24 protein-coding genes are annotated in these 24,197 nt (G+C 44.4%); 15 read left to right on the top strand and 9 right to left on the bottom strand.

Features of this window, described 5'->3' with window-relative positions; translation table 11 throughout:
* Positions 1–149: 149 nt before the first annotated feature.
* Entirely contained in the window at positions 150–917 is a 768-nt protein-coding gene (locus tag IGJ15_RS15220; protein ID WP_010748560.1) for a DeoR/GlpR family DNA-binding transcription regulator, read from the bottom strand.
* Positions 918–1,246: 329 nt separating this feature from the next.
* Here IGJ15_RS15220 and ulaG point away from each other — a divergent pair, with 329 nt between their 5' ends.
* From ulaG to araD, 7 genes are read left to right on the top strand one after another with little or no spacing between them, the layout of a single operon-like run.
* Entirely contained in the window at positions 1,247–2,311 is a 1,065-nt protein-coding gene (ulaG, locus tag IGJ15_RS15215) for an L-ascorbate 6-phosphate lactonase (protein ID WP_010748561.1), read from the top strand.
* A gap of 47 nt (positions 2,312–2,358) precedes the next feature.
* Entirely contained in the window at positions 2,359–2,832 is a 474-nt protein-coding gene (locus IGJ15_RS15210; RefSeq protein WP_010748562.1) for a PTS sugar transporter subunit IIA, read from the top strand.
* Entirely contained in the window at positions 2,833–4,299 is a 1,467-nt protein-coding gene (locus tag IGJ15_RS15205; RefSeq protein WP_010748563.1) for a PTS ascorbate transporter subunit IIC, read from the top strand.
* 23 nt (positions 4,300–4,322) lie between these two features.
* Positions 4,323–4,616, top strand: a complete 294-nt coding sequence (locus tag IGJ15_RS15200; RefSeq protein ID WP_430599201.1) for a PTS sugar transporter subunit IIB — start codon at positions 4,323–4,325, stop codon at positions 4,614–4,616.
* 56 nt (positions 4,617–4,672) lie between these two features.
* The gene (locus IGJ15_RS15195; RefSeq protein WP_010748564.1) at positions 4,673–5,311 is read left to right on the top strand and encodes a 3-keto-L-gulonate-6-phosphate decarboxylase UlaD; all 639 of its coding nucleotides are present in this window, start codon (positions 4,673–4,675) and stop codon (positions 5,309–5,311) included.
* Between the two features lie 6 nt (positions 5,312–5,317).
* On the top strand, positions 5,318–6,217 hold the full coding sequence (locus tag IGJ15_RS15190) for an L-ribulose-5-phosphate 3-epimerase (protein WP_010748565.1): 900 nt from the start codon (positions 5,318–5,320) through the stop codon (positions 6,215–6,217).
* A complete protein-coding gene (gene araD / locus IGJ15_RS15185) occupies positions 6,189–6,875 on the top strand; it encodes an L-ribulose-5-phosphate 4-epimerase AraD (RefSeq protein WP_016609058.1) in 687 nt (228 codons plus the stop codon). The genes IGJ15_RS15190 and araD overlap by 29 nt, the downstream gene beginning before the upstream one ends.
* A 43-nt stretch (positions 6,876–6,918) precedes the next feature.
* Here araD and IGJ15_RS15180 read toward each other — a convergent pair whose 3' ends face one another.
* The 6 genes from IGJ15_RS15180 to IGJ15_RS15155 form a co-directional block, all read right to left on the bottom strand.
* Positions 6,919–7,422: a GNAT family N-acetyltransferase gene (locus IGJ15_RS15180; RefSeq protein WP_010748567.1), complete on the bottom strand. Its 504-nt coding sequence runs from the start codon at positions 7,420–7,422 to the stop codon at positions 6,919–6,921.
* A 205-nt stretch (positions 7,423–7,627) separates the two neighbouring features.
* Positions 7,628–9,067 carry a 6-phospho-beta-glucosidase gene (locus IGJ15_RS15175; RefSeq protein WP_010748568.1) on the bottom strand — a complete coding sequence of 480 codons (1,440 nt, stop codon included), beginning with the start codon at positions 9,065–9,067 and terminating at the stop codon, positions 7,628–7,630.
* Between the two features lie 32 nt (positions 9,068–9,099).
* Entirely contained in the window at positions 9,100–10,410 is a 1,311-nt protein-coding gene (locus IGJ15_RS15170) for a PTS sugar transporter subunit IIC (RefSeq protein WP_010748569.1), read from the bottom strand.
* 159 nt (positions 10,411–10,569) lie between these two features.
* Positions 10,570–11,328 carry a MurR/RpiR family transcriptional regulator gene (locus tag IGJ15_RS15165; protein ID WP_010748570.1) on the bottom strand — a complete coding sequence of 253 codons (759 nt, stop codon included), beginning with the start codon at positions 11,326–11,328 and terminating at the stop codon, positions 10,570–10,572.
* Between the two features lie 57 nt (positions 11,329–11,385).
* The gene (locus IGJ15_RS15160; RefSeq protein WP_010748571.1) at positions 11,386–12,312 is read right to left on the bottom strand and encodes an ROK family protein; all 927 of its coding nucleotides are present in this window, start codon (positions 12,310–12,312) and stop codon (positions 11,386–11,388) included.
* A 75-nt stretch (positions 12,313–12,387) separates the two neighbouring features.
* On the bottom strand, positions 12,388–12,939 hold the full coding sequence (locus IGJ15_RS15155; protein WP_010748572.1) for a GNAT family N-acetyltransferase: 552 nt from the start codon (positions 12,937–12,939) through the stop codon (positions 12,388–12,390).
* 320 nt (positions 12,940–13,259) lie between these two features.
* On the opposite strand from IGJ15_RS15155, the gene IGJ15_RS15150 reads away from it, so the two are divergent.
* The 4 genes from IGJ15_RS15150 (at position 13,260) to IGJ15_RS15135 (ending at position 16,548) form a co-directional block, all read left to right on the top strand.
* A complete protein-coding gene (locus IGJ15_RS15150; RefSeq protein ID WP_034695268.1) occupies positions 13,260–13,628 on the top strand; it encodes a YxeA family protein in 369 nt (122 codons plus the stop codon).
* 295 nt (positions 13,629–13,923) lie between these two features.
* Entirely contained in the window at positions 13,924–15,270 is a 1,347-nt protein-coding gene (locus IGJ15_RS15145) for an amino acid permease (protein WP_081116136.1), read from the top strand.
* 107 nt (positions 15,271–15,377) lie between these two features.
* Positions 15,378–15,806, top strand: a complete 429-nt coding sequence (locus tag IGJ15_RS15140; protein WP_010748575.1) for a DUF1761 domain-containing protein — start codon at positions 15,378–15,380, stop codon at positions 15,804–15,806.
* 241 nt (positions 15,807–16,047) lie between these two features.
* Complete coding sequence (locus tag IGJ15_RS15135; protein WP_430599199.1) at positions 16,048–16,548, top strand: hypothetical protein; 501 nt, start codon at positions 16,048–16,050, stop codon at positions 16,546–16,548.
* Positions 16,549–16,657: 109 nt separating this feature from the next.
* On the opposite strand, the gene IGJ15_RS15130 is transcribed toward IGJ15_RS15135, so the two are convergent.
* Positions 16,658–17,794 (bottom strand): serine protease, encoded by a 1,137-nt coding sequence (locus tag IGJ15_RS15130; protein WP_081116135.1) that lies wholly within the window; start codon positions 17,792–17,794, stop codon positions 16,658–16,660.
* Between the two features lie 426 nt (positions 17,795–18,220).
* Between IGJ15_RS15130 and IGJ15_RS15125 the strand changes: the two genes are divergently transcribed.
* Genes IGJ15_RS15125 through IGJ15_RS15115 form a run of 3 tightly spaced genes read left to right on the top strand, consistent with a single transcriptional unit; the run spans position 18,221 to position 21,746 of the window.
* On the top strand, positions 18,221–19,537 hold the full coding sequence (locus tag IGJ15_RS15125; protein WP_010748578.1) for a hypothetical protein: 1,317 nt from the start codon (positions 18,221–18,223) through the stop codon (positions 19,535–19,537).
* Between the two features lie 45 nt (positions 19,538–19,582).
* Positions 19,583–20,968, top strand: coding sequence for a hypothetical protein (locus IGJ15_RS15120; protein WP_010748579.1), 1,386 nt, complete (start codon positions 19,583–19,585; stop codon positions 20,966–20,968).
* A 4-nt stretch (positions 20,969–20,972) separates the two neighbouring features.
* Positions 20,973–21,746: a hypothetical protein gene (locus IGJ15_RS15115; protein ID WP_430599197.1), complete on the top strand. Its 774-nt coding sequence runs from the start codon at positions 20,973–20,975 to the stop codon at positions 21,744–21,746.
* A gap of 100 nt (positions 21,747–21,846) precedes the next feature.
* On the opposite strand, the gene IGJ15_RS15110 is transcribed toward IGJ15_RS15115, so the two are convergent.
* Complete coding sequence (locus tag IGJ15_RS15110; protein WP_081116133.1) at positions 21,847–22,773, bottom strand: methyl-accepting chemotaxis protein; 927 nt, start codon at positions 22,771–22,773, stop codon at positions 21,847–21,849.
* 218 nt (positions 22,774–22,991) lie between these two features.
* Between IGJ15_RS15110 and IGJ15_RS15105 the strand changes: the two genes are divergently transcribed.
* A complete protein-coding gene (locus IGJ15_RS15105; protein WP_010748582.1) occupies positions 22,992–23,951 on the top strand; it encodes an alpha/beta hydrolase in 960 nt (319 codons plus the stop codon).
* Positions 23,952–24,197: the final 246 nt, after the last annotated feature.

Below are 24,197 nucleotides of genomic sequence, written 5' to 3'. Positions count from 1 at the left end.
CCCATAAAGCACGTTTGAAGCGCACGATTGTTTAACGAAAAAAGCCACGATGGTTGATCGAAGGGCACGCTTTGCTGTTTCTGTTGGAAGAGGCAGCAAGGCGTGGCTTTTCAGATCAACTGTCGGGCTTTTTTTAGCGGTAAAGAAGGTTAGACGGGTACTTGGATGACTTGAACACCTTGTTGCTCAATCAAATCGATGACTTTGGGATCAGAGTAATGATCGGTGATCAGCAGATCGATATCCGCAATTGCGCCAATCGTAAAATTGGATTGCTTACCGATTTTGCGATAATCCGCGATAACGATCAACTTGCCAGAATTTTCGATGATTTTCGCATTGACTTTGGCTTCGTGGATTACTGAAGTGGAAATGCCGGTCTGTAAATCTAACCCACTACAGCCAATGATCGTAACATCAGAACGAACGTGAGAAAATGACTCCACGGCGATGTCTCCTGACAATGCCGCTTTAGGGTAACGTATTTCGCCACCACTTAAAACAATCGTTGATTTTGGATGGTGTTCCATTTGGATCACACTCGTGTTGTTCGTCAGCAAACTGATTCGTTTGTCTGTGAGATGGCGCAACGTTTGAGCTGCACTGGTACTCGTATTGACGAAAAGGGTATCGCCATCTTTTACTTGGCGAGCCGCTTCTTTGGCCAGTCGATCTTTGATGTACTCGATCGAGTCGGTGGGATGTGCTTCATCTTCATAAGCTTCACAGTATTCGATTTTTCCGTGGGTTTGTTTGATCTGACCCATCTCACTGAGGACAGTACAGTCTCTGCGGATCGTCATCTCTGATACTCCCAACTGATGACTGAGGGTCCTCACATCAGAAAGACCAGATGCTTTTATCAAATCGATCAATTGTTTTCTTCTTTGCCTCACTTCTTCATTGGAACGTTTCACGATACTTCCTCCTCACATGCACTTTTTTCTATTATTGTCTTCTATCATTTGTCCAGCTTGCAATTATCCTGTGCAGCAAAATCACGTGTCTCTTTCTCACGAATTCGCGGGATAATCGCACAGCCGTCGTTTAGAAACTGCCATTTTTTTATCGTTTCTTCTTTCGAACTCATTTTAACATATCACAGAAACATTACCATATATATTAAATAATCACATTTATTTCTCTGTAAATTAACATAAAATAAGATAAATTAACATAAAATTTGATTGAAAGCGTTTTTCTATATGTTAGAATCAAGGTGTAAATAAGCAAGGGAGGAACAAAGATGGTACACGTAAATGATGTTTCGAAAGAGAGTTGGCTGTTAAATACGTTTCCAGAATGGGGAACCTATTTAAACGAGGAGATCGAAAGTGAACTTGTGAAAGAAGGCACAGTTTCCATGTGGTGGCTAGGCTGTACGGGTATTTGGTTAAAGAGTGCGGAAGGAACCAACATTTTATGCGACCTTTGGTGCGGCACTGGCAAACGCAGTCATGGGAATGGGCAAATGAAAAAAGGCCATCAAATGATGCGGATGAGTGGTGTACAGGAAATGCAGCCTAACTTACGGACGCAGCCCTTTGTGATCGATCCATTTGAAATCAAAGGAGTGGATGCGTTAGTGGTGACCCATATTCATTCCGATCATTTAGACATCAATACCGCAGCTGCAGTCCATCAAAATTGTCCAGAAGCAAAATTCGTCGGTCCCCATGAAGTCGTTGCAACTTGGTTGAAATGGGGAATACCAGAAGAAAAAACCATCGTGGTCAAACCAGGGGATGAAGTGACCATTGGGCAGGTGAAAATCGTCGCTTTAGAAGCATTCGATCGAACCGCTCTAATTACTTGTGAAGATCCGGATACCAGCTTGAAAGGAAAAATGCCACAGGACATGGATCGTATCGCAGTCAATTACTTGTTTGAGACTTCCGGTGGGGCGATTTATCACGCTGGAGATTCTCATTATTCGAATGTATTTGCTAAACATGGGAATCAGTACAAGATCGATGTTTGCTTAGGTGCATATGGCGAAAACCCGCGGGGCATCACCGACAAGGTTACTTCAGTCGATATGTTGCGGATGGCAGAATCCCTCAATGCCAAAGTAGTGATACCTGTACACTATGATATCTGGTCCAATTTTATGGCTGATCCAAAGGAGATCACTGAGATTTGGAAGTTTAAAAAAGATCGTTTGCACTATGAGTTTAAACCGTATATTTGGCAAGTTGGCGGCAAATTTACCTACCCAACGAATAAAGACGATCTTGAATTTAATTTCTATCGCGGCTTCAAAGATGTGTTTTCGGTCGATAATGATACGCCATTCCCTTCTTTTTTATAAAAGAAGGGGGGATGCTGCAAAAGCCAAATTTGAAAGGAGCAAAGGTAATGCTGCGTTATTTTTATGAAAATGAGTTGGTTGCGATTAATCATGAACAGCCCGAAGATTGGGAAGCCGCTATCTGGGCGAGTGGCGAAGGATTAAAGCAAAAGGCGTTGATCACGGATCAGTATATTGAAGATGTCATTCGGGATGTTCATCAATACGGTCCTTATATTGTGATCATTCCCAAAGTAGCCATGCCCCATTCTTCAGCAGAAAGCAAAGGTGTCTTAGGAACGGGGATCGGATTGACGATTTTTCCAGCCCCCGTTTCATTTCAAGATGATGACCCCGACAAAGAGGCGCAGTTGTTCTTTATGCTCGCTGCCAAAAACGCTGAAGCACATATGAACAATATCGCTAGTTTATCCGAAATGCTGATGGAAGAAGGGCTGGTGGAAGATTTACTAGGTGTAAAAACAATGGCAGATTTTGAAGCGGTGATGGAGAAATATGACCAAAAAGAAAGCAGGGATTAGATGGAAATGGTAGGAGATTTCTTATTGAGATGCTGGGATTACTTTGCTCAGAATATTTTGATGCAGCCAGCTTTTTTGATCGGTTTTATTGTACTGATTGGTTACTTACTATTGAAACGGCCGTTTGTTGAATGTGTTGCAGGTTTCTTCAAGGCCACCGTTGGTTACTTGATTTTGACGATTGGCTCTGGTGGATTGGTCAATAATTTCCGTCCGATCCTGGTGGGGCTTAAGGAGCGTTTTGAATTAGATGCGATGGTCACTGACCCGTATTTTGGTCAAAATGCGATCACCGCCGGCATTGAAGAACGATTTGGACGCACCTTTGGTGACACGATGCTCTTATTATTGATTGCCTTTGTTTTTAATATCTTACTCGTTCGCTTCAAAAAATATACGAAGCTGCGGGCCGTCTTCACTACTGGAAATGTGCAAGTACAGCAAGCCGCAACGGCCTTTTGGCTGCTGCTATTCTGTTTCCCAGACCTGGGTCGAATCGAAGTCTTACTTGTCATGGGCTTGATCTTAGGCTGCTATTGGGCGGTGGGGTCCAATTTGACCGTTGGCATCTGTCAAGATTTGACGGAAGGTGCTGGTTTTGCGATTGCCCATCAACAGATGTTTGGTGTTTACTTCTTTGCACGACTTGCGGAACGCTTCAAAAAGAACAAATCCAACCGCAAATTAGAAGATGTCGAACTACCCGGTTTTTTATCAGTCTTCAATGAAAATATGGTATCGACTTCGATTTTGATGCTCTTTTTCTTCGGTATCATTTTGGTAACGCTTGGACAAGATTATTTAATAACAGCAGGATTTATGGCAGAAGGACAAAGTTTCTTATTTTATATTTTACAAACATCACTAATGTTTGCCGTCTATTTAGCAATTCTTCAATTAGGTGTCCGCACCTTCGTTTCTGAATTGACCGAGTCATTCCAAGGAATCTCGAATACGATTTTACCAGGTGCTGTTCCAGGGATCGATATCGCCGCAACCTTTGCCTTTGGGTCGCCAAATGCCGTGACGGTGGGCTTTTTATTCGGTGCATTAGGACAATTCTTAATGATTGCTTTACTGATTTTGTTCCGTTCACCAACGATCGTCATTGCTGGGTTTATCCCACTGTTCTTTGATAACGCAGCGATCGCCGTTTTTGCCAACAACCGCGGAGGCATCAAAGCGGCTTGTCTCTTCCCATTCTTATCCGGCATTATTCAGATCGGTGGTTCGGCATTGATCGCTACTTGGGTAGGATTGTCTCAATATGGCGGCTATATTGGAATGTTCGACTGGGCGACCGTCTGGCCATTCTTTACAGTATTGATGAAATTCTTAGGCATCATTGGTGTGGTTCTTGTAGTGGTGATCTTATTAGTGATTCCACAGTTGCAGTACCGCAGAGATCCAGAAGGGTATTTCTTGATCGTAGATGATTATGATGCGTATGTAGAAAAACAAAAATAATGAATTCTTAGGAGGAAAAGAAGATGAGAGTATTGGTATCTTGTGCAAATGAATCAGGAACAAGTTTGATGATGATGCGGAGTGTCGAAAAAGCTTTGAAGTCAGAAGGGATCACGATCACCTCTATTCATCATTGCGCGATTTCTGAAGGCAAAAGCACCGCCAAGAATTACGATGTGGTCTTTACGCCAATGAACTTTGTCAATATGTTCGATAAAGCCAAAGAAAAGGGCGTAACAGTGATCGGGGTAAGAAATGTGATGTCCCCTAAAGAAATTATTGAGCGGGTCAGAGAAGCGGGTCTTTCGAAGGAGTAGTGCATCAGGACGTGACAAGAACAAAAAGATGATCGAACAAAAGAGAGGGGAATTTCATGAGTATACCAAAACTGCAGATCGCTTGCGATCACTCCGATTTAGCTGGTGCACTGGCTGATATCAAAAAAGTTGGCGATGTGGTGGATATCATTGAAGCAGGAACTATTTTACTGTTGCAAGAAGGAGCACAGGTCCTACGCTGCTTCCGAGCGATGTATCCGGAAAAGTTGATCGTAGCAGACACAAAATGTGCCGATGCCGGTGGGACGGTCGCCAAAAACTGCCAGCAAGCTGGCGCGGATTATATGACCGTGATTTGTGCAGCAACGATCCCAACAATGAAGGCAGCGGCAAAAGAAATTGCTGAGATCCAAGTAGAATTATATGGTGACTGGACCTACCAGCAAGCACAGCAGTGGCTAGATGCCGGCATCTCACAAGCTATCTATCATCAAAGTCGTGACGCACTGTTAGCTGGTGAAACATGGGGAGAAAAAGATTTAACGAAAGTCCGTAAATTGATCGATATGGGGTTTCGAGTGTCAGTCACGGGAGGATTGAGCGTCGAGACGTTGGCTCTGTTTGCTGGCATTGATGTGTATACCTTTATCACAGGACGAGGCATCACTGCAGCTGACGATCCGCAACAAGCAGCAGTTGATTTCAAGCAAGAGATTTTACGGATTTGGGGGTAGTTTTCCATGAGTTTGATCGGTCTATATGAAAAAGCAACACCCAAAACCCTCTCTTGGTCGGAACGATTGCAGTTTGTCAAAGACCGAGGCTTCGATTTCATTGAAATGTCCATTGATGAAACCGATGAACGCTTGGCACGCTTAGAGTGGGACCAAGAGCAACGCAAAGAGATCGTCGAGGCAATCTATGCCTCGGGGATCAAAATCTTGTCTTTATGTCTCAGTGGACATCGGCGGTTTCCCTTTGGTTCGATCGATGAAAAAAAGCGCAAGCACGCGATGCATCTGATGGAAAAAGCCATTGACCTGGCTTCAGATTTGGGTATTCGCTGCATCCAATTAGCCGGATACGATGTGTACTATGAGGAAAAAAGTCTTTGTAGCCGAGAATGGTTCATTGCCAATCTAAAAGAAGCGGTCGCTAGGGCGTCTGAAAAGGGTGTCGTTTTGTCACTAGAGATCATGGATGATCCGTTTCTAAATTCTATCTCAAAGTATTTACGGATCAAGGAGCAGATCCCTTCGCCCTATCTACAAGTCTATCCAGATGTCGGGAACCTATCGGCCTGGCCAGAAAATGATGTCGGTTATGAATTAGAAAAAGGCATTTGCGAGATAACCCAGATTCATTTGAAAGATACATTGGCGGTTTCAGATAAGTTTCGAGGAAAGTTTAAAGAAGTACCGTTTGGCACTGGGTGTGTTGATTTTGATGGCTGCTTACGCACGCTGAAGCGGTTGAATTATAACGGTTCTTTTGTCATCGAGATGTGGAGTGAGACGAGCGCTGACCCGATTGCGGAAATCGAACAAGCCAAAGCATTTTTATTACCAAAACTAAAGGAGGTCGGTTACCTTGATCAATCAGCTTCAATTGATGAAAGAGCGAGTCTATCAAGCCAATAAGAGACTGCCTGAGGAAGGACTAGTAAAGCTAACTTGGGGAAATGTCAGTGAGATCGATCGAGATTTAGGGATCATCGTCATTAAACCCAGCGGTGTTGATTATCAGACGATGACGGTTGATTCAATGGTAGTTTGCGACTTAGCGGGAACGCCGAAAGAGGCGAAGGCGTTGAAGCCTTCCTCGGATATCAAAACCCATGCGCTATTGTATAAGCACTTCGAAGGCGTCAAGGCGATCGTCCATACGCATTCGACAAATGCGGTAAAATGGGCGCAAGCACAGCGAGACATTCCTGCATATGGAACGACGCATGCGGATACTTTTTATGGTAGTGTCCCTTGCACACGACCTTTACGGGCCTCTGAGGTAACGGCAGACTATGAAAAAGAAACTGGCAAAGTCATTGTCGAGACGTTTGAAAAGCGGGGATTAGATCCACTTGCATGCCCAGCTGTCCTCACAGCGGGACACGGTCCCTTTACTTGGGGGCAATCTGCGGAACAAGCGGTCAGCAATAGTATTGTTTTAGAAGAGGTCGCAGAAATGGCATTAGGTACCGAAGCTTTGACCTTGGATCGAACACCGATCGCTGATTATTTGCTGGATAAACATTATTTCCGCAAGCATGGCGAACATGCTTATTATGGACAAGGATAACGGAAAAGCAGCCATTCCTAGCGATCAAGGAACGGCTGCTTTTCTATTCGTTTTCTTCAGCGAGTGTTTTCACATAAAAGCGATCCATCGTGGTATGCTGTGCTGCCAATAGTGGCTGACACAATGCGCGATAGCCGGCTTTTTGATAGACATGCAAGGCTGCTTCTAGAGAATGATGGGATTCTAAATAGAGTTGCCGATAACCTAGTTCAACAGCTTTGGCCTCGATCTTCGCCAGCAAGGGATAGCTGAGGCGCTGCCCTTTGGCAGCATCACTGAGATAAAATTTTTGCAGCTCGGCGATTTTCCCTTCTGAATCATAAGCGGCAAGACCACCGCCGCCTAAAAGGGTACCCGATTCATTAGTGACGACAAAATAATGGCGGCTAGCAGGATCTGCTGCATAAAATTCACTTAAGTGGTCTAACTCGGGATCAAAATAGGCAGTCCCTGGAACCGCCAACTGGTGGTCGGTCAAGCTTTTGCGAATGATAGCGGCTAAGGGCGCATCATCTTGAGATTGGATCGAACGAAATATCGGCTTCATGCAGCTCCTCCTTAAAGTGAAAGTAAATGAATAGCTATAGTGTACCACAGCATTGAGGTAGTGTTTAGTGATGATAAGAAAAGCCATCCTCGCAATGGCGCCCCTCTTTAATAAAAAAACCGCCCCTCGTTGCCGGGCTCCTAATGTGAAAAGGAGTATGGCGCAACGAGGGGCGGTTTTTGTACGTTAGTTATGGAAGCAGTAATTAGAGCGTTTCACCATTAGAGGCGATCACTTGCTGGTACCACGCAAAGGAATCTTTTTTCAAACGATTCAAGGTTCCTTTGCCAGTATTGTCTTTGTCGACATAGATCATGCCATAGCGTTTCTCCATTTCGCCGCTGCCGAAGCTGACGATATCAATGATCCCCCAAGGCGTATAACCTAATAGCGGTACACCATCTTCAACCACCGCTTTTTCCATCTGTTCGATATGCTCTTTCAGGTAAGTGATGCGGTAGTCATCATGGACTTGCTGCTCATCGGTTAATTGATCATAAGCACCAAAGCCATTTTCTACGATAAATAGCGGCAAGTCATAGCGTTGATAGATCGTATTTAACACATAGCGCAACCCGACTGGATCGATAGGCCAGCCCCAATCAGAAGCACTGATATAAGGATTACTCACGATTTTTGCTCCTGGGATATCCTCAGTTGGTGTGCCAGCCACTTCATTAAGGGTTGAGATCGTTCCTGACATGTAATAGCTGAACCCAATATAATCAACGGTTCCCGCTTTTAATAGCGCTTGTTCCTCGGGCGTGATCTCAATCGTGATGCCTTTTTTCGCCCAATATTTTTGCACATAGGTTGGGATCTTGCCTCGTACGTGGACGTCGCTGTAAAAATAGCGCCGTTCATTGGCTTTGACGGATGCCATCAAATCAGCGGGTGCGCAAGAGTAGGGGTAGACTGGGACATAGGCCATCATACAGCCAATTTGAAAATCTGGATTGATTTTTTTGCCTTCGATCACCGCTGCCGCACTGGCAATCAACTCATTGACGCCCGCTTGAAAGACGAGTGCTTCTTTTTGACTGTCATCCTCGATGATCATGGCAGAATTGGTCCAAACGTGCAGCGGCTCTTGCCCATCTGCTTGATTATTGATCTCATTGAAGGTCATCCAATACGTTACTTTGTCACGATACCGTTGAAAAACAGTCTTGGCGAATTTGACAAAGAGGGGAATCACTTCTTTGTTAGCAAACCCACCAAATTCTTCATAGAGGGCATAAGGCATTTCAAAGTGGGACAAAGTGATCACGGGTTCGATGCCGTTTGCCTGCAATTCGTCGAAAAGATCATCGTAGTATTGGAGACCGGCTTCATTTGGTTCTTCTTCTGTTCCAGTTGGATAGATCCGACTCCAAGAAATCGATGTCCGTAGACATTTCAAGCCCAGCTCTTTGAATAACTGGATATCTTCTTTGTAACGGTGATAAAAGTCAATGGCTTCATGGTTCGGGTAATACTCTCCTTCAATGACGCCTTTGGTGATTTTACGGGGAATACCGTTGCCGCCGGCCGTCATAACATCAGCGGTACTCATTCCACGGCCAGCAACATTCCAAGCGCCTTCTGCTTGATGGGCAGCGATCGCGCCGCCCCATAAAAAATCTTTTGGCATTTTTGCGGACATAAATTTCATTCCTCCTCGACTCATTCGTTTGCTTATAATTCTACTTTTTGGGAACGGTTAGAGGCGATCACGAATGGCAAATAGATCAAGACCGAAATCGCAAGACAAACGACACCGACAACCGCAGCGATCGCATTTCCTCCAGTTCCTAAAAAGAGATTAATGATTCCGGGGGTCGTCCATGGTACCCCAATCGCTGGGGTCGGCATGATCGGCCAGACAACAGTGACAAAATAACCCACTAAAATATTGACCATTGGCGTCAAAATAAACGGAATGATCAAGATTGGATTCAAGACGATCGGTAGACCGAAGATCATCGGCTCATTGATTTGGAAAATTCCTGGAACTAAGGACATCTTAGCAATCTCACGTTGTTCTGGACGTTTTGAAGCGATGAAGATCGCAATGATCAAGCCCAATGTCATACCAGTACCGCCCATATTTGCGAACATATCATTTAAAACGCCCCAAGTTTCTTTGTAAGGAACGTCCCACAAGGAGCCGCCTTGGTTGATAAAGTCTAGGTTAGCTAGGTCCTGTTCGGTAAAAATCGCTGAACGAACCGCATTCAAAGTATTTGGTCCATGGATCCCGATCGCAAACAACGTAGTTTGCAAGAACGCCAAGATCAAGACACCGACGACATTGCCCCCCAGATCCCGCAATGGACTTTGGATCCCGTTGTAAATCAGTTCATTGATGCCTTCTGGTGCGATCATCAAAACTAAGAAATTGATCAAAGCAGTGACTGCCACGATGATCACGATCGGAATCATGCCAGAAAAGGAACGGGAAACAGCTGGTGGTACCATTTCAGGCATTTTGATCTGCAATCGTTTGACCTTGAAAAGCTTCGGTAAGAATTCACCGACCAAACAAGCCACGATCATAGCTACGAACAACCCTTGGGCGCCTAAATATTGTGTAGAGATCACATTGACATCATCTACTGCAAACGAGGTCGGGTACAAGATCATAAAGGCAGCGACACTTGTCAAACCAACTAGCGTAGCATCTGCTTGGAAATGCTTGGCTAAAAGTTGGGCAACAAGAAACGCAATAAATAAACTCATAATGTTGATGGTCCCGTTCGCCACGGAAGCTAGGACTTGCTGGGCACTTTCCAGATTTGGGAAAAGTCGATTCAGTTGAAATAATTGCACGATGAAACTCTCATTGGAAAATAAAATATTGTTGACCAAAATAACGAGAGAAGAAGCGATGGTCAGTGGGAAAATCAGCATGAACGCATCTCGAATCGCTGCTACGTGGCGTTGATTGTTCAACTTTGTTGCGATTGGTACCAACGAGCGGTCTAACAGGTCATTGAATTTTTGCATAATAATAACACCTTTCATTAATTGATGCCATCATTATAGCGAATGTAAACGACTAAAAGTAAGCGGATACGGATTCCGTACATATCTCTCAAGAAATGAAAAAAATTCCGCAGCTGGAACACAGTGTTACAAAAAAAGATGGTTCAGTAAACTGAACCATCAAGAATGGGTACGATAATCTTGCAAATAGCCGATCAGTGTTTCTAAAATCGCTACTGAAGGCAGTTGACTAGTCAAATCAAGAAAGATGTCTTTGCGTTCCTCTTTGATCGCATACTCGATCGAATAATCGCACAAGCGTGCCAACGTACTTTCCCGATTGGGGGTAATGCAGTACTTCTGCACGATCGCCTGATTGTCTAAACCGGTAATGACTTCGATCAGTTCTTTGGTTTCACCAGAGACACTCAAAAAAACCAAAACATTCTTTTGATCTTTTCGCAAAAAGCTTTTGATCGGGTAGGTCAGCTCATCAATGCTGATGCTAAAGTAACCGAGGCTGGCTAGTTTGCGGGCAACGTATTGCGCGATCGCACCAGATGCCCCCATCCCCATAAATAAGATCAAATCGGCATCCCGCATCGCTTCGGCGAGTTTTCGTATTTGGTATTCCGCATCAGGGTGGAAGATCTGCATATTCAAGCCTTTGATGCGCGCTTCTAAACCTAAGTGTTCAGGGTGCGCATCAAAATGGGCTTTTTCTAAATGATTTTTGATATAGAAGCGAAATTCTGGAAACGACTGAAAGCCGACTTTTTGAATAAAACGAAAGACCGAAGTCGAAGAGACATGAGCATCATCGGCAATGTCGCGCACACGCATATACGGGATCTTTTCTAAGTGATTGACGATAAAACGGTAGATTTCTTGTTCTACCGCAGAGAGCTTGTTCAAGTTTAATTGTTCAAAAAGCGCCATGCTGGTTCCTCGCTGTCCTAGATAATCAATTTACACCAGTATAGCATATCCGAACTTTTAACGGTGCAGCTGTTGGTGGATCTGATAGACTGCGCCGATCAAGCCGGCGTCGTTTTTCAGCTTCGCTGGACGAACAGGTGCGATGGTTTGTCCGCGCAAATAATTGATCGCTTCATGCCGTGTTTCCGTGATCGTCAAGCGAGCCTGCAGGCGTTCCCAGAAATAAGGATTGGCACTGATGCCGCCGCCGATCAATACCAATTCTGGGTCAAAGCAGCTGATCAAATTGATCAGCCCTACAGACAGATCCGTCAGAAATTGGTCCGTCAGCTTCAGCGCCAACGCTTCGCCTTGCTGCGCGCGGTCAAAAATCTCTTTGGCGTCTTGGGTGGGTTCAAAGCCAGGATCTGCTGCCCCCGCTAAATTGTAGAGGCGAATCAAGCCGCCCACGACGGCAGTTTTTTTATTGATGGAACTTTCCTCGATATTGCCTTCTTCTGGCAGCTGATCGATCACCATCCAGCCAAATTCACCAGCCATGCCATGAGCACCTCGGTAGACTTGATTATTGATCACGATCCCACCGCCTACACCTGTGCCTAGGACAAGACACAAATAGTTGGCAGCCTCTTGCGCATTGCCGATCCATTTTTCAGCGATCGCTGCTGCATTGGCATCATTTTCCACCGCCACAGGCAAACCTGTACGCGCTTCCAAGACTGCTTTGAAATTTTCGCCATATAACGATTTGATGGCGCCCGCAGTTAACATAAAGCCGTCTTTTTGAACGATCCCCGGGGCGCTGATCCCAATGCCATCAATCGTGTGGCGGCTCTGGGCATCTTCGATGATCGTGAGTAGATCCTGATAAAACTGGGCTGGCTCATAGCTAGTAGGGATCGCTGATTTTTCAAGGATCACTCCGCTTTCATCTAAAACACCATATTTAATACTTGTTCCGCCAACATCAAATCCTACGTACATTCTTCTTCCTCACCTTCTAAAACATTGTTGCCTTAAGTGTACCATCTGGCAGGAGGAATTTTTTTCTTTTTTCAGCTATTTTTTGCCTGCCGTTTCCGCTGCATCCAAATAAAACAAAATGTCACTTTTGCCTTCCTGATTGGTTCCTTTGTACACTTCCGTATCCAGACCTCCGATACGAAAGCCTGCTCGCAAGTAGAACAGACAGGCAGAAGGATTGTTGTCCTGCGCTTGTGTGTAGATGCCGCGATAGCCTTTGGCAAGGGCCGCTTTCAGTGCCTGGTGGATCAGTAGTTGACCGATTCCTTGCTTACGGTAGTCTGTGTTGACCTTTAAGTCATAGAGGTGCAGATACTTGAAAAAAGCGTCTTGAACAATCGCTAAGCCGATGCATTTTCCATCATCATAAGCACCGATAAACAGACTGTTTCGGCTCATTTCGTCATAGCAATAATTTTCATCGGGGAAACGCATCGTCTGAATGTCTTCGGATGCAAATTTACAGATCGTGTACTGCCAGCTGCCCTCATTATAAGACGGCAGCATTTTCCCCCATAAGGAGAAGGGTTCGTTTTTTAAGCGGATGTCAGCTTGATGTTTTTGATCGATCAGTTTGATTTCTAGCATGGGGCACCTCGATTTTCTATAGATTTCAATCATGAGTATTTAAAAGTAAGTTGTTGCAGTTTAGTTTACTACAAAGAATGAAAAATCACGATACTTATTAAACAGTCTGGTCTTCCTGTGAGAAGGGACGTTTTTGTAGGAGAACTTAGTTGTTTGTCTATACATTGAGGTTGGAAAAAGCAGAAATATTTCATTGATACCTTAGTCACAATGACCGACGGAAAAATACGACTTAAGTTTGATTATATTTATCGCTTGTTTTTTTATACTGAAGGTAGATAGAAAAAACGGAGGACAATCACTTGAAGAAAGCAATTAGTATGATCCTGCTCGTGTTAACGATCGGGACCGTCACATTGGTTACATGGTCTTATTTTACGAAAGATGATTCCAGCGAACTGGTTCAGCTGGTGGATCGTTTCAATCCGTTCGTACCGGAGAAAAAAGTCTATGTCAAAACATCCGACGAGTATGGCGTGTTGCAAGAACACGATTCCTACGAATATACACAAGAAGGAGTCAATGAAGATGGGCAAAAGATAAAAATCACGTTTTGGGCACCACAAAAGCTAAAAGAAAATGCCTACCTAGAGCTTGATGCAAAGGGCAAACATGTGGAGTCGTATCAAGAGGTGACCGAGCAAGATCTCCCTGACGCCGTCAAAGCCGAGTTGGTTACGACTCATTGATCATCAAGCCTGCTTGAAAAAAAGGACAGGAAGTCATTTCCCGCAAGTTGGGAGATGGCTTTTTTCGTGCGTTCACTTAGATTAAAGCTCGCCAAGATTTGATTTAGGTGAAAAAGATTAGAGGATGATAGAATTTTCAGAAAAAATAGATATTTTTTTCAATTCTTCGTTGCAATAGCAGAAGCGTCTGGTATTCTCTATGAGGTAGTTAAAAAAAATCATTCATATAATTAAAAATAGCAACAGTGAGAGAATCACCTTGTATGGAGGATCAACGGTTTTCAAGGAGGAACCTATGACAGAAAAAAATCAATTAAAAAAGCAGATGAAAACCAGACATATCACTATGTTGGCACTAGGTGGCGCCATCGGTGCTGGCCTATTCAAAGGCAGCGGTGAAGCGATCCAGTTAGCGGGGCCTGCGGTCTTGCTGGCGTTTATTTTTTGCGGGCTGATCTTATTTGTCGTCATGACAGGACTGGGACAGTTGGTCTTATCTGACCAAAAACAACATGGCCTTTCGGGCTTAGTCCAGCCATATCTCGGAGTGCATACAGCCGATTTCATCGACTGGATCTACTGGTCAATGTGGATGATCAACATCATCGCCGAAGCAGTCGCTGCCGCAAGCTTTTTGCAGTTGTGGTTTCCCAATATTCCAGCTTGGATCTTTGTGTTGATTTTGGCACTACTCACGACCATCATCAATTTGTTTTCGGTTCGCTTGTTTGCGGAAACAGAATATTGGCTTTCCTGGGCCAAAATCAGTGTGGTGATCGCGTTGATCTTGGTGGGTCTCTATCTGGTTGCCACGCAAGTCTTTGATTTGGGCTTTTTCCCGACGATGAGACAAATGACAGACTATGGTGGTTTTGCCCCCCATGGCATCAAAGGGTTTATCAATTCTTTACTGGTCGTAATCTATTCGTACGGCGGTTCTGAGTTAGTAGCCATTACGATCAGTGAAGCGGAAAATCCCAAAAAAGCGATCCCGCAAGCAATCAAAGGAGTGATGACTCGGATTGCCGCTTTTTACATCATTCCCTTGTTTCTTTTACTGATCATTTATCCGTGGAATCAATTAGCCGATCCAAATGTCAGTCCTTTTGTGATGGTGTTTCAAAAAATCCATGTCCCGTTTGCCTCCGACATCGTCAATTTAGTGATTATTTTGGCTTTGTTTTCGTCAATCAATTCTGGAGTCTATGCTTCTTCAAGAACGTTGTTTTTCCGATTAAGCAACAATGGCCAGAAAAAAAGCCGCTTTACGATGCTGAATAAAAACAGCGTGCCCCAACGAGCGATCATGTTTTGCAGCGGTACTTTATATCTTGGGGTCGTTCTTTCTTACTTTTTAGGCGACAAACTCTTCAATTATCTAGCAGGCTCCCTGTCTTATACTGTATTGCTGATTTGGTTGTTGATCAGTGCGGCTGCGTTTGTTTTGGTACGCAAGCAGAAGAAAATGGGCTATACGATTTTCTTGAGTGGGGCGATCCTTGCACTGATTTTGCTGTTTGTCGGTATTTTGATCACTAACCCATTGGCGGTCACTGGCTTCACCGCACTATTGTATACGATCATTTTTCTTAGTTTTTATTGGAACCATCGAAAAATTGAGGAAACCAGTGAAAAAAGTTGAAGAAACGTCCCTTAAGACATAAACTGATGGGGAAGGAACCCCGCGTTCGGTTGTTTCTTCGTTTCTCAGGAATGTGACGATAAAATAAAGTGTAGGAGAAAACGAAAATGGTTAATTTTTGGACATTGATTTTCGGCACCCTCAGCTGGGTCGTGGTGGAAAGTCTGCTTTACAACCCGATGCATAAGTGGGGCAAGTTTTGGGCGAAAGAATCAGGAATGACAGAGAAGATGGCTGATCAGCAGATGACGACCGGTGACATGCTCTTTACCTTTGGCGGCACGATCGTTGGTGGGATCCTCTTATCAGAAGCGACCTATCAAGTCGTCTATTGGTTTGCAAAATTCGATCATGATGGTTGGCTGATGACCTCCTTGCAAGTCGCTTGCTTATTGTGGTTAGGGGTTTATGGGGTCGCCACCTTCGTGATGGCTGTTTACTCGGGACAGTCCCGCAAATTAGTCGGGTTGCACCTTGTGAATGGGTTTCTAGGAGTGATCGTTTTAGGACTTGTTGTCGGCTTGATTGGACAGTAGGCAACGATCATACCCCAGCGAGAGCGTTCAAAGGTCTCAACGAATCAATCCTAAAGAAAGCCGATCTTGTTTCAACAAGGTTGGTTTTTTTGTGCGTAAAATTAATCTTACTATAAAAAATAGCTATAAAAGCAAATAATTTATGCTATACTAAAAGCACTTTAATCTGTAGGAAACCTAAATCCGCGGATTGCGGAAAAATCATCAAAGAAACAAAATTAGGGGCAAAGAGGAGGAAAAAATGAAAACGAAAAGCATGTTAGGTAGAGGAATATTTGCTGTCGTTTGTTTAGGGACACTATTTTTCTTGACAAGCTGCAGCAGCTCAGGGGTTGACTCTGCAGCTGCGAATCAAGTATTGACCAATAGCAACAGTCATCAACAATATGCTTTGTATCTATTTGAAGATGGAAGAACCACTGTCAATAAAACGCTGACTTTTTTTACCAATCCGAATCAGGAACCTGCGGACTTGGTAGAAGAACAAGAGACGCAATTAGCGCAAATCAACGAAACACTACAAGCAGAGTTTCCCAAAAGCAAAGCACTGACTGCGGCAGACATCGGTCCTATGCACACCTTTGAAGTGACCAATGCCCAAGTGATCATTGATCAAGAGAAAAAGGAAGTGCGCATGACTGGCGATGATTTTGAGAAAGTATTCAAAATGGCGGACAACAATGACAAGCGTCTGATCGATGATGAACAAAACGAGTACGAGTTTTCGTATGAGGAAAACTAGCAAGTGACAAAAAAACGGCTGCCTCCGACGAGACAACCGCTTCAGACAGTAGACAAACCTTAGACAAAAATGAGGTTTGTCTTTTTTTCGTTGCAAAACTTAGTGGCTATTACGGAAAACATTTTGCGCAAGGAGTAAGTCCGCGACTTTGCGCTTCTGCTAAAGTTGCAGGCGTGTAGGTACCGTTGCCGCATTTTCTCGTATGGTATTTCGAACCTGTTGGTGTCACGAGGACCGACGTTTGGGCTTGGTTGCTAGCAGCGGCTGGCTGGCTTTGTTCTGGCACAGTTGCCGCTGCTTGTCGTTCTTCCTCCGCCTTGGCTTGGGCGGCTGCTTGTTCGTTGGCAATGATCGTTTGCGCCACTGTTTTCGTTCGAGCAGCTAATTCCTCATCGGGGGTCTTGAGACGAGCGACGGCATCCTCTGCCTGAGCGAGTCGGTCTTTTGTCGGTTCCGCCTCTGCTGCTTCCACCGCTTGGACAGCTTCTGTAACGAGGGCTTCTGCTTCTTTCTCAGAAATCTTGGTTTCTACAGTGGATAACCGACTTTCAAACGTTTCCTTATTCAAAACCGCTTGTGCGACCAATTCTTTTGCCTGATCGAAATCACTGCGTTCAAGAGAAGCTTCAGCAGTATCAAGGGCTTTGCCGATGGCAAGATGGTCTTCAACTACCGCGAGCCGAGTAGCGAGATCTTCGTAGGTTTTACTTAAAGCATGAATCAGCGTCACGGCTTCGTTGTAATTCTTTTGGTTTGGCTGGGTTTCGGCAAGAGCCAGTGCCGTCTCGGCTTTTACCAGTGCTTCTTGTTCTTGTTTTTCAGCTTGCAAACTCGCTAGAAATGCGTGAGAAGGTTTGACGGTGACGACCTCTTCTTTAGTGATTCCACCCATGGAGGTTTGGACAGTAAATTCCTGTTCCTCTTCATCTTCCAGTTGGACAGCATAAGAAAATGTTTCGTCCGCCAGCGAAACCTCCACCCCGTTGATCGTCAGTTGCGCTTCTGGGTTGGTTCGCCCAGTGATCGCCGCTTCGCCTTGCTCATTCGTAACCAGTTCTGCTTCATCTACGTGAAGCTCCGGTGTTGCTGCAGGAGTCAATAGTGCCCCGCCAATCAATAAGAGAAAACCACCCATAAAAATAACGATTTTGTTGCGAAGCGGCTTTTTCTTGATCAATCCAAGAATAAAAAAGATTCCGCTTACAACCATTGTCAAAAAACCTATAACAAAAATAAACATCCCCATAACTCTTTCCAATTCCTTTCTTGTGAATATTTTAATTATAACATTTTTACTAACGTATCCGCCATCAATAACCGACTAGTAAGGGTTGCTGAGCGTACGGAAGAAGCTCAACTAGCAAATCAGCAATTATTTTTTATCAATATTAAATAGATTTAAGGTATTTTTTATTATAAAATCATATGTAAAGAGTTGTTTTTCGTTTGCGGTTGTTTTTTTGGATAAACAGCTCTTGGTACAAATACACTTGTTTGCTTCATCACTGGAAAAAATGTTTCGAACAAACGGATGAGAGCGAGCAACTACCTGCAAACAAGCAGCTTTCCTTCGCTGCTTCCCCCAACTAACACCATAAAAAAGATATTCCCCCTCACTTGCAACCAAGCCACTTCATTGATAAGAAAATCAGTATGTGCAAAAGGAGAAGCAATGAAAATCACACAAATCCAATGTCCCAGCTGCTTGGGTCAGTTAACCGTTGACTGGGAGACAGGAAAAGCAGTCTGCCAGTATTGCTTAACGAAGTCAGTCCTACATTCGCCGCCAAAACAAACGCAAGAAGCTTCGAATGAACAAGCTCCCGTAGTTTTTCAAGAAGTCAAAGAAGGGTTTTATTCGTTTACCTTTAATGAAGACGAGGTAGCAAATGCCTTGAAAAAATGGCTGATCCAACAGGAATCAGTTCCTGAGGACATTGTCGTTCATCTTGAAGTCAGCGAGGTAAAACGATATTTTATTCCGATTTATGAATTTCAGGTGACCTATACGATGCAATGGGAGGGGGCCTTTGGCTACGATACCCATTCCATTGCTTGGGACGGCTCGCATACGACCACGTGGGAAAAGAAGCGCGGCGACCATCCAGATGAGACGGTCATACTCTATCAATGCGGCAGTTCGGAGGTGATCGAGCAAGAAATTCCTCAGAGCTTCGAGGTCAATGATGAAATGAAAAGAAAACCGTACTTTAGTACCGATCAAAAGGAATTTCAACAGCTAGTCTCAGCACATGCTATTCATGTTTTTCCCTTTGATATTGAGCAAGAGCAGGCGCTCTTTGGTTCTGAAAAACAAGCGGAACTGAGAGCCCAGGCGAATGCGGTGATCCAGAAGAAAGAATCTGCCGATCATCTAAAAGAGCTGCACCTAGATCTTTCCCTGATCAGCTGTGCAACAGAAAAGCTCTACTTTCCGCTGTATATGGGCACCTTCAAGTACCAAGAGCGATCCTTTGAATTTGCGATCGACGGCAAAGATCCTGACCGAATGAAGCTGCCGATTATCCCACAATGCCAAGAAACCTTACAAACGGTTGCGAATTTTTCAAAAGCTCGCAAGGTTTTTGGCTGGTCCTCCGTACTCTTTTTTACGTTAGGTGTGCTCCTGCTGTTCTTTGCACTATTCATTTCTGAATGGCTCCCTCTAGGAAGAGTGTTCAGAGTTGTCATAGGGGGGATTGTCATGAGTTCCCTGCCAACTGCCGTCTATTGGGTAGTATCGGGGATAGTGTTGCACTTTCTAAAAGAACAGTATCTCAAAACAGTCCAAAAATTTAGAGATGAGCTTAAAATAGAATTATTAGGTAAGAAAACGGCTGGGGCAGCTTTGTTAGCAAACTATGAGAAGCGTGGGAAGCACCTTGCAAGAATCAGGAAATTTTCTGAATGGCTTGATACACTCGCTTATGTGGTCGTGGTTGCTACCCTTATTTGGAATATTATTTGGAACATTCGTCGGTTTTTTTGATAAGCCATCTTGTTGAAAAAAATGATTCATAAAAAAGGAGAAAAAATGAAAATCACACAAATCCAATGCCCCAGTTGCTTAGGGCGTCTAGAAGTTGATTGGGACTCAGGAAAAGCAGTCTGTCAGTATTGCTTGAATGAGCTGTTGATCAAACCGGAACAAAAAAAACAGGAACAAACAAACCAAGCCGTCTCGCTGAAAGAGTTGCCACGCATTCAAGGGACCGTCAAAGAAGGATTTTATCCGTTTGCCTATGATGAAAAGGCATGTGAAGAGGCGTTGAAAAATAAACTAGCCTGGCAAGAGACCATCTCGGAAAGTATCTTTTTTGAGCTAGAGATGGTTCATCTAAAACGTGTATTCATCCCGATGTATTATTTTCAAATTGCTTATGATGCGCAAGTGAGAGGAAGCTATGTCCACGAGGAACAGCAGAGGGAGAGTGGGCGCATTACTGCCGACATTTCTTTACATAACAGCGGAAACACAACGGTTTTCAATGAATATTTCCCTACGGATACCCAAAAAGAAGCGGATTACAGTATCAATGGCAAGCTGCCGCTGCATCTTCAAAAAGGTGCCGCCTATTGCACGGATATGCAGCAGTTTTCGGCACTTAGCCAAGACGTTCAGGTGTTGCCCTTTGATATTTCCAGAGAAGCAGCACTTGCTGATACCCATCTATTGGAAGTCTTTGAAGCAAAAGCCAAAGACCATTTGGTGGGAGCAGAGGTTGCCAATGAGGTTCAACTGACTCTTTTTCCGAAACAATGTGATACGGAAAAACTGTATTTTCCTTATTACATTGGCGAATTCAAGTACGGAAACCAAACCTATTCTTTCGTGGCTGATGGCACCGATGCTGAACGTCTTTTTCCAACCCAGCTTCCTGAATGTGAACAGCTCGTGCAAGTGAAAAAAAGTTTTTCCAAAACCAGCAGTGTCCTATGGCAGTTCTGCTATACCTTTTTTTCATTCGGAATAATTTCAGGGACCCTTTTAAATGTTCTTTTTGGTGGCTTTTTAATGCCTGCTGTTGCCTTTAGTCTGCTCGCTTCAGCGGTCATCTTGCTGATTGCTTGTCTTGCGACGTGGTATTTCTTGCTCGTACCAGAGGTTAAGTTTTTCTCAGAGTACGGCAGATTCAAAGCAGAACTTTCTCAGGCGTTGAGTCAGTCGGATGGATCAACGGCTGCTGTGAAGAAAGCTTTTGAAGCCCGTAGGAAGAAACTCGTCCGAAAGACAGTATTTTACAGCGGTCTGGAAAACATGGCGTATGAATTTGCCTTGATCCTTTTTTTAGCAATCCTGACTTGGTATTTCGGTTTTTATGGCTTATCGCTTCTAGTGCTGCTGGCGTTTGTCAGCTGGAATACGATCCGTATCTTTACCACGGATAGCTCCGATACCTGTATCGAAACGAAAGGATGATTCAATGGATATTATTCCGATTCAATGCCCACACTGCTTAGGAGAACTAGAAGTCAATTGGGACGCTGGCACGGCGATTTGTCTGTATTGTCGTGGGAAAATGGTGATCAAACAATCTTTCGATCCTACCAAAAGCCCACATGCCAATTCTATGGCAGCAAAACAGCTTTCGTTGACGCACCTTGCTGTGTTGCTGAAGAAAATCAGTCAGTCAGCTGCTGCCAACCAAACGATGGATCCTCTTCCCATGGGAAACTCCTCAGCGGCAGGGGGTTCAAGTGATCACAAGCAGTCAAAGCAATCGGCAATGAATCAGACGTCTTTGATTCAGCGGGCGCCACGCGATCCAGTCAAGGAGCGACAAACTCGTTTGAATACTTTTTTGCAAGAGCAAGATTTTTTGTTCTATTTTTCTGGAGAAAGACAAGTGCTGCCACGGCAATGGCAAAGACAAGTCCTTACCAGTTTTCAAGTGCCTGAAACGGAGACGCCTCTGGCACTGCTAACGGCACAGATGACTGGCAAGAAAGCGAATGCGGGGCTGCTTTTTGGTATCGAGCGAGTGTATTTGTGCACCTACGAAAAGAAAGAAAAACGAATAGCCAGTTTTTCGTGGAGTATTTGGAAAAACCTCGCCTTTGAGGTCCAACATAAAATCTTTGGCAGTTTTTTGGTGGTTCAACAGGAATATCGTGTTCCTCTTCAAGCATTGGGCTTTACGACCCAATCATTTTTGCAAGAATTACAGCAGTTGTTGCAAGGGTGGGAGGCTGGCTAGTGCTGAGTATCAATAAAATCAAATAGGGAATCAATTTATTAGTTAGAAAACCAAAGAGAGCGTCGCAAACAGCGGCGCTCTTTTTTTATTCATTTGATTTCTAGGTTTCCAACTCAGCGTCGTTGGTTTCTGATAAATACTCGGCTTCATCGTTTAATAGACTGGCCGTCGTTCGCAGCGTGTCGTAAGAATGCAAAACGGCAGCGAGGCTTTTTTGCGAATCACTGATTTTCATGGTCGTCGAATCGGCACTATCTAACACGACTAAGGCTTGTTGGTTGATGGCTTGCATGGTTGCGGCAATGGTTTGGGTCAACTGCTTGGTCTGTTCAGCTAATTTTTGCATTTCATCCGCAACCACCCGAAAGCCAGCTGCCTGTTCGCCGATCCGTGCCGTTTCGATGGAAGCATTGAAGGACAGCAGTTTGGTTTGTTGCGCAATGCGGTCGATGTCATGCAGCACCGCTGTCACCTGTTGGCTATCCATTTCTAAGGCATGGGTCGTTGCTTGATTTTGATCAGACAGCTGTTTGACTTGCGCCAAGTTCTCTGACAAATGATCGACTTGCTGGTGTCCGTTGGCAGAAAGTCGTGTCAGGGAAGCAGCACTTTCTTGCACTTTTTTGATAGTGACCGCTAAGGCTTGTTCTCTTTGGGTAATGTCAAAAGCGATTTTGACGACGTTAACGACTTCTTGCTGCTCATCGAGGACGGGGAAGTAGATCCCTTCTAAAATCAGTTTTTCTCCTTGTTTGTTTTTCCGAATGATTTTGTCTTGAAACCGTTGCTTTGAGTAAAGCAGTTGATTCCAGAAAGTTTGGTAATCCGTACTGGCAGCATAATGGTCAAAACAAAAGGTCCGATGCGGCAAGCCAATGATTTCTTCTTGGCTATAACCTAGGATATCCGTCATGTTGGCATTGGCGAAAACAACTTCTTTTTGCGGATCAAAGACTATGACAGCGAGTTCTTGAAAAATAGCAGCGAGCAGACGGTTATTTTGTGTTTCATCTAATGTGAATTTCATACGTACTTACCTACGCCTTTCAGTTTTTTGGGAAGTTTACACAGCGAGTGTCTTACAGTTATCGGTGATGAAGGCAAGGCAGTTAAGAGTGCAAAAACCACCTTTTTTGTCGAGCGAAATGCCTGGAAGCAGAAGGAAGCAAGATTCTTTGCATCAGAATGACTTGGTGGTACCCTTAAGGTCAACACGAACGATTTCAAACAAAAGGAGAGAATCGTATGACAGATAGAATTTCGTTGGAAAAAGCAGCCGTTGAATTTAGTGAGGCAAATGCACCGCACCCACGGATCTATGAATTACCGCCAGAAGAAGGGCGCGCACTATTGGAACAAGTCCAAGAGTCACCCGTCAATAAATTGGCGGTTGAGATAGAAGATCAGACCGTAGATACAGGCGAATGGGGGACCATCAATGTTCGTTTTGTTCGTCCTGAAGGAAATCATGCGATTCTCCCTGTCATTCATTATCTCCATGGTGCGGGCTGGGTCTTCGGCAGTGCCGCGACTCATGATAAATTGATCCGTGAATTGGCGGTACGAACCAACTCGATCGTCATTTTTCCTGAATATAGTCGTTCACCAGAAGCAAAATACCCAACGGCGATCGAACAAAATTATGCGGTCTTGCAGCAATTACCGGGATTTGTCGATGTCAAAGGCTTAGACCTTAGCCGTTTGACCGTGGCTGGCGATTCCGTAGGTGGGAACATGGCGACGGTTATGACCTTGTTGACGAAAGCCCGTGGCGGCATTCCGATCGCACAGCAATTATTGTTTTATCCTGTGACAGATGCCCGCTTTGATACGCCTTCGTATGAAGCATTCGGCGAAAATTATTTTCTAACCAAAGAAGGGATGCAATGGTTCTGGGATCAATACACGACGGATGAAACACAGCGGGATCAAATGACCGCTTCTCCACTACGCGCGACCAAAGAGGAGTTAGCCGATCTTCCGCCAGCGTTGATCATTACAGGCGAAGCAGATGTCTTGCGGGATGAAGGGGAAGCCTATGCGCAGCATTTACGAGCAGCTGGCGTGGAAGTCACCCAAGCACGGATGCAAGGGATCATCCATGATTTTGTGATGGTCAATGCGATGGATCAGACCCAAGCCGCACGAGCGGCCATGACACTGGCTGTCGGTTGGCTGACGGAAAAAAATGTCCCTGCAGAATAAGAAACCGACGAAAGAAGCTTCTTTTTATGCGGTGTTCTGATACAGAAAAGGATGTATGGAGTGGAGCGATCCACTCCTTTTTTTGTCGGAAAAATTGAAAGACGTACACCTGCAGTCTGAAGCAGATGCAAACGCTCTCTAAAAAAACTCGCTTTTGTAATACAGATTTTAATGAGTGTTTTTCGTTGATAAATAAATAAAAAGTGCTATTATATGTATTGTGATTAATACAGTTTTTGAAAAGAG

The sequence above is a fragment of the Enterococcus sp. AZ079 genome (assembly GCF_050547255.1).
Lineage (GTDB): Bacteria > Bacillota > Bacilli > Lactobacillales > Enterococcaceae > Enterococcus_D > Enterococcus_D casseliflavus.
The sequence above is the reverse complement of the archived record's forward strand: the minus strand, read 5'-3'. Positions and strand labels throughout refer to the sequence as shown.

Excerpts from the sequence above, each read along its gene's own strand:
- ulaG (WP_010748561.1), top strand. The coding sequence starts at position 1,247 with ATGGTACACGTAAATGATGTTTCGAAAGAGAGTTGGCTGTTAAATACG.
- IGJ15_RS15210 (WP_010748562.1), top strand. The coding sequence starts at position 2,359 with ATGCTGCGTTATTTTTATGAAAATGAGTTGGTTGCGATTAATCATGAA.
- IGJ15_RS15205 (WP_010748563.1), top strand. The coding sequence starts at position 2,833 with ATGGAAATGGTAGGAGATTTCTTATTGAGATGCTGGGATTACTTTGCT.
- IGJ15_RS15200 (WP_430599201.1), top strand. The coding sequence starts at position 4,323 with ATGAGAGTATTGGTATCTTGTGCAAATGAATCAGGAACAAGTTTGATG.
- IGJ15_RS15195 (WP_010748564.1), top strand. The coding sequence starts at position 4,673 with ATGAGTATACCAAAACTGCAGATCGCTTGCGATCACTCCGATTTAGCT.
- IGJ15_RS15190 (WP_010748565.1), top strand. The coding sequence starts at position 5,318 with ATGAGTTTGATCGGTCTATATGAAAAAGCAACACCCAAAACCCTCTCT.
- araD (WP_016609058.1), top strand. The coding sequence starts at position 6,189 with ATGAAAGAGCGAGTCTATCAAGCCAATAAGAGACTGCCTGAGGAAGGA.
- IGJ15_RS15180 (WP_010748567.1), bottom strand. The coding sequence starts at position 7,422 with ATGAAGCCGATATTTCGTTCGATCCAATCTCAAGATGATGCGCCCTTA.
- IGJ15_RS15175 (WP_010748568.1), bottom strand. The coding sequence starts at position 9,067 with ATGTCCGCAAAAATGCCAAAAGATTTTTTATGGGGCGGCGCGATCGCT.
- IGJ15_RS15170 (WP_010748569.1), bottom strand. The coding sequence starts at position 10,410 with ATGCAAAAATTCAATGACCTGTTAGACCGCTCGTTGGTACCAATCGCA.
- IGJ15_RS15165 (WP_010748570.1), bottom strand. The coding sequence starts at position 11,328 with ATGGCGCTTTTTGAACAATTAAACTTGAACAAGCTCTCTGCGGTAGAA.
- IGJ15_RS15160 (WP_010748571.1), bottom strand. The coding sequence starts at position 12,312 with ATGTACGTAGGATTTGATGTTGGCGGAACAAGTATTAAATATGGTGTT.
- IGJ15_RS15155 (WP_010748572.1), bottom strand. The coding sequence starts at position 12,939 with ATGCTAGAAATCAAACTGATCGATCAAAAACATCAAGCTGACATCCGC.
- IGJ15_RS15150 (WP_034695268.1), top strand. The coding sequence starts at position 13,260 with ATGATCCTGCTCGTGTTAACGATCGGGACCGTCACATTGGTTACATGG.
- IGJ15_RS15145 (WP_081116136.1), top strand. The coding sequence starts at position 13,924 with ATGACAGAAAAAAATCAATTAAAAAAGCAGATGAAAACCAGACATATC.
- IGJ15_RS15140 (WP_010748575.1), top strand. The coding sequence starts at position 15,378 with ATGGTTAATTTTTGGACATTGATTTTCGGCACCCTCAGCTGGGTCGTG.
- IGJ15_RS15135 (WP_430599199.1), top strand. The coding sequence starts at position 16,048 with ATGAAAACGAAAAGCATGTTAGGTAGAGGAATATTTGCTGTCGTTTGT.
- IGJ15_RS15130 (WP_081116135.1), bottom strand. The coding sequence starts at position 17,794 with ATGGGGATGTTTATTTTTGTTATAGGTTTTTTGACAATGGTTGTAAGC.
- IGJ15_RS15125 (WP_010748578.1), top strand. The coding sequence starts at position 18,221 with ATGAAAATCACACAAATCCAATGTCCCAGCTGCTTGGGTCAGTTAACC.
- IGJ15_RS15120 (WP_010748579.1), top strand. The coding sequence starts at position 19,583 with ATGAAAATCACACAAATCCAATGCCCCAGTTGCTTAGGGCGTCTAGAA.
- IGJ15_RS15115 (WP_430599197.1), top strand. The coding sequence starts at position 20,973 with ATGGATATTATTCCGATTCAATGCCCACACTGCTTAGGAGAACTAGAA.
- IGJ15_RS15110 (WP_081116133.1), bottom strand. The coding sequence starts at position 22,773 with ATGAAATTCACATTAGATGAAACACAAAATAACCGTCTGCTCGCTGCT.
- IGJ15_RS15105 (WP_010748582.1), top strand. The coding sequence starts at position 22,992 with ATGACAGATAGAATTTCGTTGGAAAAAGCAGCCGTTGAATTTAGTGAG.